Origin of the sequence: Superficieibacter electus (assembly GCF_002915575.1) — a bacterium.
In the GTDB taxonomy this organism is placed as follows: Bacteria; Pseudomonadota; Gammaproteobacteria; order Enterobacterales; family Enterobacteriaceae; genus Superficieibacter; species Superficieibacter electus.
The window spans coordinates 14018-27529 of the sequence record NZ_PQGD01000027.1 but is presented as its reverse complement, the minus strand read 5'-3'; the positions used below and the strand labels follow the sequence as shown (position 1 = coordinate 27529).

Genomic DNA, 13512 nt, shown 5'->3' with positions numbered 1-13512 from the left:
GCGCCTATTATAACCGACACCGCCCCCAGGTCGACTCCCCGACGTAAGTTATCCGTTGACGGCGAGGCGGGAAATATCCATTCCCGGCGGATGCGCGGGCAGAATCGCATCCAGCAAATAGCGGGTATAGGGATGCTCAGGCCGGGCAAAAATCTGCTCGCTGTCGCCCTGCTCGACAAGTTTACCGCGATGCATCACCCCCACCCGATCGGCAATATGGCGTACCACATTGAGATCGTGAGAGATAAACAGATAAGCCAACCCGTACTCCCGCTGGAGGGCCATCAATAAATTGAGGATCTGCGATTGTATCGACACGTCGAGAGCAGAGACGGGTTCATCACAGACGATAAGCTTTGGCTTAAGGATCAGCGCCCGCGCAATACCTATGCGCTGCCGCTGGCCGCCGGAAAACTCATGCGGATAGCGTCTGGCATCCTCCGCTTTCAGCCCTACCTGGGTCAGCATTTCCGCGACTGCCTGCTGGCGGTTTTTGAGGCCGTGAATAATCAGCGGCTCTTCCAGGCTATAGCCGATGGTGCGTTTGGGATCGAGCGATGAAAGCGGGTCCTGGAAAATCATCTGTAACTCTCTGCGCACGCTACGCCATTGCTGGGGACGCGCCGACAGTAGCGAGATGCCGTTGAATATGATTTCGCCTCCGGAGGCAGGCGTCAAACCAAGCAGCAGCCGGCCAGTAGTGCTTTTCCCGCTGCCGGACTCGCCCACCAACGCCCAGGTTTCACCTGGCTGGAGGCTGAAGCTAACGTCATCGACCGCCAGCACCTTCTGCCCGCGACGCTGGAACGTTTTTGACAAGTTGCGCACGGTTAATAGCGGCGTATTCATCACAATAACACTCCGGTTTCTTCGGCCCGCCAGCAGCGGACCTGATGAGAAGAGGTGTCAAAGGGGCGCAGCGCCGGTCCCTGCGCCCGACAGCGCGGCTGGGCCAGCGGGCAGCGATCGGCAAAAGCGCAGCCGGACGGTAACATATGTAGCGAAGGTACCTGCCCCGGCATTTCCCGCAGCGCGCTTTTCGGCTGGCTGTCCGCGGACGGACGCGCAGCGAGCAGCGCACGGGTGTAAGGATGTCGTGGATTAGCAAATAGCGTCTGCACATCGGTTTCTTCAACCACTTCTCCGGCATACAGTACCACTACACGCTGACAGAGCCGGGCGACGACGCTGAGATCATGAGTAATGATGACAATCCCCATGCCGGTTTGCCGCTTGATCTCGTCCAGCAGATCGAGGATTTGCGCCTGGATCGTCGCATCCAGCGCAGTGGTAGGTTCATCGGCGATCAGCAACGCGGGTGAACTGGCGATCGCCATCGCGATCATCACCCGCTGGCGCATTCCGCCGGAGAGTTCATGCGGCCAGGCGCTGGCGCAACGCTGCGGATCGTGAATGCCGACCTGCTGCAATAGGGCGACGATTTTTTCTGCCCGCTGGCGGCGATTAAGCGTCGTATGCAACCGCAGGCTTTCATCGATCTGAAAGCCAATGGTCAGCACCGGGTTCAGACTGGAGAGCGGGTCCTGGAAGATCATCGCCATCTCCTGTCCGCTCAGGCGTCTGCGCGATTTTAATGACAGAGATTGGAGCGCACGTCCCGCCAGGACAATCTCTCCCTCTACCCGGCTGGTACGCGGTGAAAGCAGTCCCATCAGCGCCTGGGCGGTAACACTTTTGCCGCAGCCGGATTCGCCGATAATCCCCAGCGTTTCGTGCGCGCCAACCCTAAAAGAGACACCGCGCACCGGGGCGACCACGCCAAGACGGGTGGCAAAATTAACGCGTAAATCCTTAACCTGGAGCAACGCTTCAGCCATGCTGGCCTCCTCGTTTTAAACGGCGCAGTATGCGGCGTGGCAAAGGTTTCAGTCCCGGATCGGCGCTATCGCGCAGATCGTCGCCGATAATATTCAGTGCCAGAATCAGCAAAACGATAGCGATACCGGGGAAGAACGTCATCCACCACGCGGTAAAAATGACTGCCTTGCCTTCCAGCAGCAAATTGCCCAGGCTTGGCATCGGTGCTGGTACGCCGGAGCCGAGAAAGCTGAGCGCCGCCTCGGTGAGAATAGCCACCGAAAACACCCAGCTTACCTGCACGATAAACGGTGAAATCACATTCGGCAGTAGATGCAACCAGATAATCCGCGAAGATGATGCGCCCTGCGCCCGCAGCGCCTCGATAAAGTTTTTCTCTTTAATGACCATCGCCGCGCCACGGATCACCCTGGCGATACAGGGTACATACACCAACGACAGCGCCAGCACGACGTTAGCAATTTTCGGCCCCAGCACGCCGACGATGGCAATCGCCAGCAGCAACGAAGGAAAGGCGAACAAGCCGTCGCAGACCCGCATTAAGATGCGGTCAACCGGGCGATACCAGGCGCACAGCAGGCCGATAACCATGCCCACCACGCCGGAAATCACCGCCACCGCCGCGCCAACGGACAGCGATACGCGCACCGCCAGCGCCACGCGGACAAACAGATCGCGGCCAAAGTTATCGGTACCGAACCAGTGCGTCGCATTCGGCGGCTTCAGGCGGCTTAGCGGATCGATGGCATAAGGGTCCCAGGCGCTGATCGCACTGGCAAAAAACGACAGGATCACAATCGCCACCAGCAAAACAGGCCAGATCCACAGCGCAGGATTTCGTGAGTTCATCAGCTTTCCGCCCCCTCAACGGAGAGACGCGGATCGGCGAAATAGCTCAGCAGATCCACCGCCAGATTGATCAGGACATAACAAACGGTGATCATCAGCACAACCCCCTGGATCACCGTCACGTCGCGCCGCTCGATCGAATCCACAATCAGCGATCCAACGCCGGGAATGCCAAATACGCTTTCGATCACGATGGTGCCGGTGACCAGCCCGGCGAACGACTCGCCGCAGATAGTCAAAATGGGGATCAGCGCATTTTTCAGGGTGTGTCGCAACAGCACCAGACGCTCCGGAACCCCTTTCGCACGGGCGGTATTGATAAAGTTTTCCTGTAGTACATCCAGCATCACCGCCCGCGTCATCCGGGCGATCAGCGCGGCAATACGAAAGCCCAGCGCAACGGCAGGCAATGTCAGATACCAGAGATTCAGCAGTAGATCGTTATTGGTGGAGCGGTAGCCGACGACCGGAAACCAGCGCAGTTGTACCGCAAACACAAAAATCAAAAACAACCCCAGCAGGAAGCCCGGTACCGACATCCCGAGTGTTGCCAGCGCGCGGATTGCCCGGTCGGTAAACCGCCCATGCTGCCAGGCGCTAACCACGCCGCCTGCCAGCCCCAGCGTCAGGGCGATAAGCTGCGCATACAACGCCAACGCCAGGGTCGGCGTCAGATGCTGCAAAAATAGCCCCATCACGCTGGTATCCAGAAACAGCGAGTGACCGAGATCGCCCCGCAGCACCGCGCCGAACCAGTGAAGAAATTGCACCATAATGGGTTGATCCAGCCCCATCTGCTGACGCAGCGCGGCGATATCGCCGGGACTGGCGTCGTTGCCGAGGATCACCAGTACCGGATCGCCCGGTGCCAGATGCACCAGACAAAACACCACTATCGACACCACAAACAGCACCGGCAACAGCGCCAGCAGGCGGTGAAAAAGGAACCCTCTCATGGTGCGCTCCGATCAGGGCTGGCTGACGCTAACATTCCACAATACAGGACCAATCAGGTCCTGATATCCCTTCACGTTATTTTTAATGGCCACCGCGTCTGGCGCGGTACGTCCCAGCACAATCACCGGCAGATACTGCCAGAGCTGGAGGTTAAGCTGGTCCACCAGCCCTTTCGCTTCTTTCAGCGACGGCGCTTGTTTGATCGCATCCAGCGTCGCGTCGATCTCTGGGCTATTGCTCAGTCCCGGGAATTTAGCGCGCGAGTCGAGGAACGGATATTGATGCAGTACCTGACGCATGGAGAATTCCAGCGCGCAGAGATCAAAGTTTTTCGGGTCCTGGCGGCGTTGCAGCACGGTCGGCCAGTCATAGACGTCGAGACGAGACTTGACGCCAATCTGTTTGAGCACCTGCTGGGCAACGATCGCCAGGTTATACAGCTCGGCATACTCTTTAGTGGCAATGATCACCACTTCTTCGCCTTTATACCCGGATTCCTGCACCAGCTTGCGCGCCTCATCCAGCTTGTGCTGATTCCAGTATGGCTTGCCCGCCTCGCTGTACCAGTCGACCTGATCCGGAAACCCCAGCGACGGATCTTCTTTAAAGAAGCGCGGATCGCTATAGCCTGCCAGCAGCGTTTGATGAACATCCAGCGCCAGATTAAATGCCTGGCGTAGTTTGACGTTGGCAAATGGTCCCTGATGTTTGTTGAACAGATAAGTGATCAGCGAGCCGCCACTGTGCGGCTGGAAGAGCGAAATATCCGGCGCGCTTTGCAGGGTTTCAATGTTGTCTTTCGGCAACTGGAAAACCAGATCATATTCACCGGTCATTGCGCCTGCCAGACGAGTGGATTCGTCAGTGATGTAGCGAAACCAGATATCCTTCACGTCCGCTTTTTTCTGCCCGGCAAGGCCGCTCGCTGGCTCCGTGCGCGAGACATAGTGATCAAAACGGGTCAGGTGCAGATAGTCACCCTGTTTAAATTCTGCCAGCTTATAAGGGCCGGTGCCGACCAGCTCCGTTACCGGTTTTTTGCTGCTATTAGCCGCGTCGATAATGCGTTTTGGCATAATCGCAGCGATGTTTTTCACATCGGCCAGCACATTGAGCGTGATTAACGACGGCGCGGGCAGCGTCAGGCTAACCGTTTTGTCATCGACTTTCACGAATTGTACGCCGGGTAAGTTGGCTTTTCCCTGCGTGGAAGTCGCCAGCCAGCGGTTCATGGAGGCCACCACGTCATCGGCGGTCAGCAACTGTCCGTCGTGGAAGTGAATACCGTCGCGCAATACAAACGTATAGGTTTTGCGATCGTCGCTCAGGGTATAGCTCTGTACCAGTTCCGGTACCGGTTCGAATTTGGCGTTGATCGTAAATAGCGTTTCGAAAATATGCCGATCCACATCCGACGTGGCATTGTTGGTAGTGAGATAGGGATCGAGCGTACCGGGACGGTTGCCGTAGGCAATATTCAGCGTCGCATTGCGATCCACATTTGCCGCCTGCGCGGTGTCCCAGGGTAACGCTGCCGCCAGCATCAGCGCGGCGGCAGAAAACAGCATTTTCATTATTGTGGTGCTCCGGTCAGGGGTTAGGCAGCCTGGCCAGACGTTTTGCGCCCGGCAAATTCATCTTTGATATCCTGCAACAACGCGGCATCGGTGAGCAGTCGCAATCCGGTACGCGCCAGTACCTGCGCACCGGTAATAAGCGCGTCATAGCCTTTGGCGGAATTAGCCGCTTCGCGAAATGCCACGGTATGACCGATCAGCTCGTCGGGGCCGATTTTGATGTAAGGATGAGCGGTCGGCACCGCATGGCTGATATCCCCCGCGTCGGTTGATCCCAGCCCTTCTTTCTCTTTCAGATCGACGTTTTCCCCGGCAACAGTAAACTCGTCCAGCAGCACCGCGTTAAGCGCGTGATTGATGCGAAAATCACGCGGGCCGACCTGGTGCTCAATTTTCACCGTCGTGCCGGTCGCCAGCGCGGCCCCTTCTGCAATAGCGCGAATGCGCGGCTCCAGTTCAATCACCTGCTCGCGGGTGGCGGCACGGATGTAGAAATGTCCTGAGGCATATTCCGGGATCACGTTTGGTGCCTGGCCGCCGTTGGTGATAATGCCGTGAACCCGCACGCCGTCAGGAAGCTGCTGGCGCAGCACGCTGATGCCGTTGTACAGCAGCACCAGCGCATCCAGCGCGTTAACGCCTTTATGCGGCGAACTGCCCGCATGCGACGGTTTACCGTAGAAATGAAAGTAGAGATGATTATTGGCTAGCGTCGGGCCGGTAAGCCGCGTTTTTCCGGAGGGATGAACCATCAGCGCCGCGTCGACATCGTCCAGAAAACCGTGCTCCACAAAGCGTGCTTTGACGTTACCGTTAATACCACCTTTCCCGCGCAGCCCGCCCTCTTCGGCTGGTGTGCCGAGCACCACCACTTTACCGCCGGTCTGATCCAGCGTTTCGCTCAGCGCAACCGCCGCCGCGATGCTGGTCACGCCGATAATGTTATGACCGCAGGCGTGGCCGATATCAATCAGCGCGTCGTATTCCGCCAGAAAAGCAATGGTCGGCCCCGGCTTCGCGCTCTCTTTCACCGCATAAAAGGCGGTTTCATGCCCGGCAACATTAGACGTGACGGTAAATCCATGCTTTCTTAACAGCGCCGTTAAGACCTCATTGGCGTAATATTCGTTATTCCCGGTTTCCGGATGGGCATGGATGTCTTTCGAAATTGCGATGTAGTCGTCGCGGTGCTGCTGAATACTGTGGTCCAGACGATCCCGTAATTCGCTCGTGCTCATGGCTTCCACCTCACGTGTGACAGTTGATTGAAGGATTAACTCAGATGACGCTTTGCTTCCTGGCGGACGCGATGCAAAACGTGATGTTTGATCTCGCCGTACTGCGGATGCTCCGCAAAGGTTTCGATGTCGCGTTCGCGGCCAAACGGCAGGACGATCTCTTCGACGATTTTGCCGGGCCGCGCCGACATAATGAGAATGCGGTCGGCGAGAAAGAGCGCTTCGTCCACGTCGTGCGTCACGAACAGCAGCGTTGTGTCGGTGGCAAGCCACGCGTTGTACAGCAGCTCCTGCATCATCAGGCGCGTCTGCGCATCCAGCGCGCCGAAGGGTTCATCCAGCAGCAGCACTTCCGGACCCGGAAGCCAGGCGCGTGCCAGCGCCACGCGTTGCTTCATGCCGCCGGAAAGCTGCCACGGCGCATGGTTTTCAAAGCCTTTCAGCCCCACTCGCGCCAGCCAGTCCCGCGCCTGCGCATTGACCTCTTCTTTGTTGTAACGCCCCAGCCGTGGACCAAAGGTGACGTTATCCAGCACCGACAGCCACGGAAACAGGTTTGGCTGTTGAAAGATCATTCCCCGGTTTGGTCCGGGCCGCTGTACCGGTTTTCCATCCGCCAGCACCTGCCCACTGTCCGGGCGCGTAAACCCGGCGACCAAGTTAAGAATGGTGGACTTGCCGCAGCCGGACGGTCCCAGTAGCACCACAAACTCGCCCTTCGCCAGCGTCAGCGAAATATCCTCCAGCACGTTCAGCGGCTGCGGTTTTGCCGCAAACGTCAACGACACCTTTTCCAGCGCAATTTGACCGGTCATTATTCTTTCCCCGCCCAGGGCACAAACAGCCGTTGCAGCCCCAGAAGTAATAAATCCAGCAGATAACCAATGCCGCCGAGCAGCAGAATGCCGAGCATGACAATATCGGTACGCAGATAAGAGCTGGCGTTGATTACCATCCAGCCCAGACCGGAGCTGGCGGCAACCATTTCAGCGGCAATCAATGACGTCCAGCCGATACCAATCGACAGCCGGACAGTGGTGAACAGTTCCGGTAGCGCATCCGGCAGGACCACGCGCAAAAAGATCTGTCGCCGGGTCGCGCCTAATGTTTGCGCCACCCGAATACGCGAACGGCCAATACGCTCCACCGCCGCGCTGGCACCCACCACCACGCTTAAAAAGGTGGCGATGAAAATCAGGAAGAACTTTGACGCTTCACCAATTCCCAGCCAGACGACCGCCAGCGGGATCAGCGCGATTTTCGGCAGCGGACGCAAGAACTGCACGAACGGGTTGAGGACGGCGGACAGGCCGTCCGACATACCCATCAGCAGCCCCAATGGGATACCGATGACAATCGCCACCGCAAAAGCACTGAGCGCGCGCGCCAGGCTGACCGCTATATGCTCCCATAGCGGCACCTGACGATAACCGTCCGCCAGTAGTTCTTCAGCGGTTAAACCAATATCCGTCAGCGACGGCAGCAGCAGCGGGTCCACCCATTGCCGGGTTGCAGCTATCTGCCAGAGGCTAAAAAAGATCGCGACCGACACCACGCTGATCGCGACATGCTGACCTAATCTCATTTTTCTGCCGCTTCCCGGATGTAACGTGAGTTGATAGCGGCGTCCCAATTAGCCGGAATATCACGCTTGCGAATTTCACCGATGCCGGCGAGGAAGTTTGAGGTTTTAGTCAGCGCTTTGCCGATGCCGCTATCCGTCGTTTGCGTACCGTTACCCAACCATGCAGCGGTTCCCTGCTCGCTCAGGGTTGGATACTCCAGCCCACCCAGCGTATTTGCCGCCGTGGTCACCGGCGCGCCCACTTCTTTTGCGACAATTGCCGCCGCCCGCTCAGGATCTTTTTTGAACTCATCCACTTTCTGCTGATGCACGCGCAGGAAGGCACTGACCGTTTGCGGATACTGCTCGGCGAAGGCTTTACGTACTACGTAGTTGTTGTAAATCAGGTAACCGTCTTTTTGCAGATCTTTGGTAGCGAATACCTGATGACCGCCGGACGATTCCAGCTCCTGGGCAAACGGTGCCCAGACATAGCCCGCGTCAATATCGCCACGCTTCCAGGCCGCAACCATTTCCGCCGGACGCAGTGGCAGCAAGGTGATTTTACTGCGGTCAAGTTTATTGACGCTGATCGCCGCTTCCAGCGCATATTGCGCGGTGGAATTTGGCGGATACGCCACGCGCTTGCCTTCAATATCTTTAATATTATTGATGCCGTCTTTACCAATTAATCGTTCGTAACTGGCAATCACGCCGGAAACACCAATAATTTCCACCGGTAAATTACGCACGATACCGGCCGTCGCCGGGCTGGAGCCGAAATTGGCAATATCAATGGCGTCACTGGCGAAATAACTTAACGCGTCCGCGCCGGAGGCAAATTGCACCCATTTCACTTTACTGTTGAGCGCTTTATCCAGCGAGCCGTCAGCTTTCGCCAGCATTAATACTTGCGAACCGCCGCTATACGCTACGCGCACTTCTGCCGGTGTTTGTGCCATGCTGGCGTTGGCCCATAAACCACCCGCTGCAAGTAATAAGCAGAGACTTTTTTTCATTTTTTATCCTTTGCGATCGATTCAGTTACGTTAAATAAGAAGTGCGGTGGTCCTGCCATATTTTCGAACATCGCTCAGCCAGAGCCTGAGCGGGATCGAAGGTGAGCGGTAAGAATGGCGCGTTCACGGCCCGTAGCGCCACGGGGACTTCGGTACAGGCGAGGATTAGCTTTTCCGCGCCGCGCTCAAATAATGCCTTTGCCTGGTGTACAAAAGCCGCGCCGCCCTCGGCGAGCGCCCCGCGTTTTACCGCATAGCAGCCGGGAACAAACCACGTCTCAAGCTCAACCTCGTCCGGCACCACCGGCGTGATGCCGTGCTGTTGCAGGCCGTGCTGAAACCACCCGGCATCCAGCGTGCCTTTGGTGGCAATAATGCCGATACGCTGCGGCGTCGGGCTGGCCTCCACCACAGCAGAAATCGTTGCCTCCACGATATGTATCAACGGCGCGCGGCTAACATCGCTCAATGCCGAAAACCAGTGGTGCGCCGTATTGCAGGGGATCACAATATGGCTGGCTCCTGCCTGATTCAGCCTGGCAATCCCGGTTAATAACTGCGGCAGCGGCGACGGGCCGGTGCCCGCCAGCGCCTTTTGCCGGTCGGCGATTTGCGGCACGTTCCAGACCACCGTCGGGATCTGCTGCTGATCGCTGGCGGCGGGCGTTACCGCCAGTAGCGTGGACAGAAAATCGACGGTGGCCAGCGGCCCCATGCCGCCCAGCACGCCGAGCAGAAACGGCTGGGTCATTTTTCAAATACCTGACGATAGCCGAACAGACCTGCTGAGCCGCCGGTATGGATAAACACTACGTTGTCATCCTTGCGGAAATGACCTTTACGGATCAGATCAATCAGCCCCGCCATGCCTTTACCGGAGTAAACCGGGTCCAGCAGAATGCCTTCGTGCTGCGCCAGCAGATGCAGGGCTTCCAGCATGCTTTCCGTCGGCAGGCCATAGCCATCGCCCACGTAATCACTATTCGCAACCACGGTTTCGCGCGGCAAATCACCCGGCACGCCCAGCAGTTCGCGGGTGCGTGACGCCAGGTTCCAGACGTTCTCTTCCTGCTTCGCTTTGGGCGCGCGCACGCTGATGCCCAGCACCGGAATATGACTGTTGGTGGCGGTAAACCCGGCGACCAGCCCGGCCTGTGTGCCAGTGCTTCCGGTAGCATGAACCACATGATCGATGCGCAAACGCTGTTGTGATGACTGATACAGCAGTTCTTCTGCACAGGCTGCATAACCGAGTGCGCCGATAGCGTTCGAACCGCCGCCAGGAATGACATAGGGGTTATGCCCCTGCTCACGCAGTTCGGCGGCATATTCTTCCATCGCCTGTTGCATATCGGTACCGCCCGGCAGATGAGCAACAATTTCGCCGCCCAGCAGCAAATCTAACTGCACATTGCCGGAGCGCTGATAATCCTCGCCAAAGTCGGTGACGCGTTTTTCCAGCAGCACTTTGGCTTTCAGGCCCAGTTTTGCTGCACCGGCAATGGTCTGCCGCACATGGTTAGATTGTGTCGCGCCCTGGGTAATAATAATGTCGGCTTTTTTTTGCAGCCCATCGGCCAATAAAAACTCCAGTTTGCGGGTTTTATTTCCGCCGGTTGCCAGTCCAGTGGCGTCGTCGCGCTTGATCCATATTTTCGGGCCGCCCAATAATTTGCTTAAATTTTCAAGCGGCTCTAAAGGGGTGGGGAAATGGCCGAGGGAAAGTCGCGGGAATCGGGCCAGATGCATAATAGCTCCTTGTAAATCACACTCTATTTAACGCCCGCACTGTTTCATCGGGTCAACGAATAACGTGGAATTCACTATACACATCTGCTTTCAGCGGCTAATCAACAATTAAAAATATCGATTGCCGGAATTGAGATAAGCAGGAAAATGGCGGGAAAAGCGCGGTGATATATGGCGAAATAGAATAGCTTGAATAAAAAAAGAATAACCCTCTTACGATGAAGAGGGTTATGACGAGGATTACTCAGCGGCTTTCTTTTTTGCGGCGCGTTTAGCCTTAGTTGCCGCCGCGATTTTTTGCGTTTTCGCCGACGGTTTTTTGGCTTTCTTCACGCCTTTACTTTCACTCGCTTTTTCTGTTTTCGGTTTAGTTTTACCCTTCGCGCCACGGAATGCGCTGTCCGGCTCGAAATTCACTTTCTTACCCGCCTGACGGCGTTTACCGGCGCTTTTAGCCGGTGCGCCTTTTCGGGCTTTTTCGCGTGCGGTTTTACCTTCATTGCGCGGCGCGCGTTCACTGGAGATCAGCGAGAAGTCGATCTTACGCTCGTCCATGTTGACTGCTTCGACCCGCACTTCAACGCGGTCGCCGAGGCGATACGTCTGGCCGCCGGACTCGCCGATCAGACGCTGCCCGACCTGGTCAAAACGGTAATAGTCGTTGTCCAGTGAAGAGACGTGCACCAGGCCGTCAATAAACAACTCATTCAGGCGCACAAAGAAGCCGAAACCGGTGACGCTGGCAATAACGCCTTTAAAGACGTTACCCACTTGATCCAGCATAAAGTCGCATTTCAGCCAGTCGGCAACGTCGCGAGTCGCTTCATCCGCGCGACGCTCGGTCATGGAACAGTGCTGACCCAGTTGCAGCATTTCTTCCATTGAGTAATGGTAGCCGCCGGTGTCGGTACTGTTGCCCTCATGCCCCTGCTCTTTCGCCAGCAAATACTTAATGGCGCGGTGTAAGGACAGGTCCGGATAGCGCCGGATCGGCGAGGTAAAGTGCGCATAGGAGGTCAGCGCCAGGCCGAAGTGCCCCCGGTTTTCCGGATCGTAAATCGCCTGCTTCATGGAGCGCAGCAGCATGGTTTGCAGCATTTCCGCATCGGGACGGTCGGCAATCGAGGTCAACAGCTCCGCGTAATCGCGCGGCTCCGGCTTATTGCCGCCCGGCAACTCCAGCCCCAGTTCTGCCAGTACGGAACGGAAGGAGGTGATTGCCTCGTTGGTAGGCTTGTCGTGAATACGGAACAGCGCAGGTTCTTTGGCTTTCTCGACAAAACGCGCCGCCGAGATATTAGCGAGGATCATGCATTCTTCGATCAGTTTATGCGCGTCGTTGCGCTGCGTCTGCTCGATACGTTCAATGCGGCGTTCGGCGTTAAAGATAAACTTCGCTTCTTCGCTCTCAAACGAGATCCCGCCGCGCTCTTCGCGCGCCTGTTCCAGCACTTTATAAAGGTTATGCAGCTCTTCGATATGTTTGACCAGCGGCGCGTACTGTTCGCGCAGATCCTGGTCGCCCTGCAACATATGCCAGACTTTGGTATAGGTCAGGCGCGCGTGAGAGCTCATCACCGCTTCATAGAATTTAAAACCGGTCAGACGTCCTTTCGAGGAAATGGTCATCTCACAGACCATACACAGGCGGTCAACCTGCGGGTTGAGCGAACATAAACCGTTAGACAGGACTTCCGGCAGCATCGGCACAACCTGGGACGGGAAGTAGACCGAAGTACCGCGGTTGCGCGCTTCCTGATCGAGCGGGGTTGGCGGACGCACGTAATAGCTTACGTCAGCAATCGCCACCCACAAACGCCAGCCGCCGCCGCGTTTTTTCTCGCAATACACCGCATCATCAAAGTCACGGGCATCTTCACCGTCAATAGTGACCAGCGGCAGGCTACGCAGATCCACGCGGCCCACTTTGGCTTCTTCTGGTACCTGCTCTTGCAGGTGGGCAATTTGCTCTTCCACCGCCTGTGGCCAGACGTAAGGAATTTCATGGGTGCGCAGCGCCATATCGACTGCCATGCCAGTACCCATGTTATCACCGAGCACCTCGACGATTTTGCCGACGGCTTTGGTACGGCGGGTCGGGCGCTGGGTCAGTTCGACCACCACCACAAAGCCCATCCGTGCCCCCATCACCTCTTCCGGCGGGATCAGAATATCGAAGCTGAGACGGCTGTCGTCCGGGACGACAAAGCCCACCCCGGCATCGGTAAAGTAGCGGCCGACAATCTGGCTGGTTTTCGGCACCAGCACGCGCACAATCCGCGCTTCGCGGCGGCCTTTGCGGTCCGCGCCCAGCGGCTGCGCCAGAACCTGATCGCCATGGATGCAGGTTTTCATCTGCTCGCTGGAGAGATACAGGTCGTCTTTACGTCCTTCGACGCGCAGAAAGCCGAAGCCGTCGCGGTGACCAATTACCACGCCTTTCAGCAGGTCGAGACGTTCCGGCAACGCATAGCACTGACGGCGAGTGAAGACCAGTTGCCCGTCACGCTCCATTGCGCGCAGGCGGCGACGCAGCGCTTCAGTCTGCTCTTCGCCTTCTATATTGAGTTCAACCGCCAGTTCTTCGCGGTTGGCCGGTTTTTCACGTTTGGTTAAATGTTCGAGGATGAATTCCCGGCTCGGGATAGGGTTCGCGTATTTTTCTGCTTCGCGGTCCTGGAAAGGATCTTGTGACATAGCGGTTCCTCCGTTGTCAACGC

General features: G+C 57.1%; 12 protein-coding genes. All 12 read right to left on the bottom strand.

Translation table 11 applies throughout. The features are described 5' to 3' along the window. Nucleotides 1–48: 48 nt before the first annotated feature. A complete protein-coding gene (locus tag CHU32_RS24010; protein WP_103678528.1) occupies nt 49–849 on the bottom strand; it encodes an ABC transporter ATP-binding protein in 801 nt (266 codons plus the stop codon). Next, nucleotides 849–1838 (bottom strand): ABC transporter ATP-binding protein, encoded by a 990-nt coding sequence (locus tag CHU32_RS24005; protein ID WP_103678527.1) that lies wholly within the window; start codon nt 1836–1838, stop codon nt 849–851. Before CHU32_RS24005 ends, CHU32_RS24010 begins: the two co-directional genes overlap by 1 nt. After that, nucleotides 1831–2688, bottom strand: coding sequence for an ABC transporter permease (locus CHU32_RS24000; protein ID WP_103678526.1), 858 nt, complete (start codon nt 2686–2688; stop codon nt 1831–1833). The genes CHU32_RS24005 and CHU32_RS24000 overlap by 8 nt, the downstream gene beginning before the upstream one ends. Then, the gene (locus tag CHU32_RS23995; RefSeq protein ID WP_103678525.1) at nt 2688–3644 is read right to left on the bottom strand and encodes an ABC transporter permease; all 957 of its coding nucleotides are present in this window, start codon (nt 3642–3644) and stop codon (nt 2688–2690) included. Before CHU32_RS23995 ends, CHU32_RS24000 begins: the two co-directional genes overlap by 1 nt. A gap of 12 nt (nt 3645–3656) precedes the next feature. Next, nucleotides 3657–5219 (bottom strand): ABC transporter substrate-binding protein, encoded by a 1563-nt coding sequence (locus CHU32_RS23990; RefSeq protein ID WP_103678524.1) that lies wholly within the window; start codon nt 5217–5219, stop codon nt 3657–3659. Between the two features lie 23 nt (nt 5220–5242). Next, on the bottom strand, nt 5243–6460 hold the full coding sequence (locus tag CHU32_RS23985; protein ID WP_103678523.1) for a M20 family metallopeptidase: 1218 nt from the start codon (nt 6458–6460) through the stop codon (nt 5243–5245). 35 nt (nt 6461–6495) lie between these two features. Continuing rightward, a complete protein-coding gene (locus CHU32_RS23980) occupies nt 6496–7275 on the bottom strand; it encodes an ABC transporter ATP-binding protein (RefSeq protein ID WP_103678522.1) in 780 nt (259 codons plus the stop codon). Then, nucleotides 7275–8045, bottom strand: coding sequence for an ABC transporter permease (locus tag CHU32_RS23975; RefSeq protein WP_103678521.1), 771 nt, complete (start codon nt 8043–8045; stop codon nt 7275–7277). The genes CHU32_RS23980 and CHU32_RS23975 overlap by 1 nt, the downstream gene beginning before the upstream one ends. Then, on the bottom strand, nt 8042–9043 hold the full coding sequence (locus CHU32_RS23970; RefSeq protein WP_103678520.1) for a taurine ABC transporter substrate-binding protein: 1002 nt from the start codon (nt 9041–9043) through the stop codon (nt 8042–8044). The genes CHU32_RS23975 and CHU32_RS23970 overlap by 4 nt, the downstream gene beginning before the upstream one ends. A gap of 25 nt (nt 9044–9068) precedes the next feature. After that, nucleotides 9069–9794 (bottom strand): cysteate racemase, encoded by a 726-nt coding sequence (cuyB, locus tag CHU32_RS23965; protein WP_103678519.1) that lies wholly within the window; start codon nt 9792–9794, stop codon nt 9069–9071. Continuing rightward, on the bottom strand, nt 9791–10792 hold the full coding sequence (cuyA, locus tag CHU32_RS23960) for a D-cysteate sulfo-lyase (RefSeq protein WP_103678518.1): 1002 nt from the start codon (nt 10790–10792) through the stop codon (nt 9791–9793). The genes cuyB and cuyA overlap by 4 nt, the downstream gene beginning before the upstream one ends. Before the next feature lie 240 nt (nt 10793–11032). Beyond that, the gene (gene rnr, locus CHU32_RS23955) at nt 11033–13489 is read right to left on the bottom strand and encodes a ribonuclease R (RefSeq protein WP_103678517.1); all 2457 of its coding nucleotides are present in this window, start codon (nt 13487–13489) and stop codon (nt 11033–11035) included. Nucleotides 13490–13512: the final 23 nt, after the last annotated feature.

Excerpts from the sequence above, each read along its gene's own strand:
- cuyB (WP_103678519.1), bottom strand. The coding sequence starts at position 9,794 with ATGACCCAGCCGTTTCTGCTCGGCGTGCTGGGCGGCATGGGGCCGCTG.
- CHU32_RS24000 (WP_103678526.1), bottom strand. The coding sequence starts at position 2,688 with ATGAACTCACGAAATCCTGCGCTGTGGATCTGGCCTGTTTTGCTGGTG.
- cuyA (WP_103678518.1), bottom strand. The coding sequence starts at position 10,792 with ATGCATCTGGCCCGATTCCCGCGACTTTCCCTCGGCCATTTCCCCACC.
- CHU32_RS23995 (WP_103678525.1), bottom strand. The coding sequence starts at position 3,644 with ATGAGAGGGTTCCTTTTTCACCGCCTGCTGGCGCTGTTGCCGGTGCTG.
- CHU32_RS23990 (WP_103678524.1), bottom strand. The coding sequence starts at position 5,219 with ATGAAAATGCTGTTTTCTGCCGCCGCGCTGATGCTGGCGGCAGCGTTA.
- CHU32_RS23975 (WP_103678521.1), bottom strand. The coding sequence starts at position 8,045 with ATGAGATTAGGTCAGCATGTCGCGATCAGCGTGGTGTCGGTCGCGATC.
- rnr (WP_103678517.1), bottom strand. The coding sequence starts at position 13,489 with ATGTCACAAGATCCTTTCCAGGACCGCGAAGCAGAAAAATACGCGAAC.
- CHU32_RS24010 (WP_103678528.1), bottom strand. The coding sequence starts at position 849 with ATGAATACGCCGCTATTAACCGTGCGCAACTTGTCAAAAACGTTCCAG.
- CHU32_RS23985 (WP_103678523.1), bottom strand. The coding sequence starts at position 6,460 with ATGAGCACGAGCGAATTACGGGATCGTCTGGACCACAGTATTCAGCAG.
- CHU32_RS23970 (WP_103678520.1), bottom strand. The coding sequence starts at position 9,043 with ATGAAAAAAAGTCTCTGCTTATTACTTGCAGCGGGTGGTTTATGGGCC.
- CHU32_RS23980 (WP_103678522.1), bottom strand. The coding sequence starts at position 7,275 with ATGACCGGTCAAATTGCGCTGGAAAAGGTGTCGTTGACGTTTGCGGCA.
- CHU32_RS24005 (WP_103678527.1), bottom strand. The coding sequence starts at position 1,838 with ATGGCTGAAGCGTTGCTCCAGGTTAAGGATTTACGCGTTAATTTTGCC.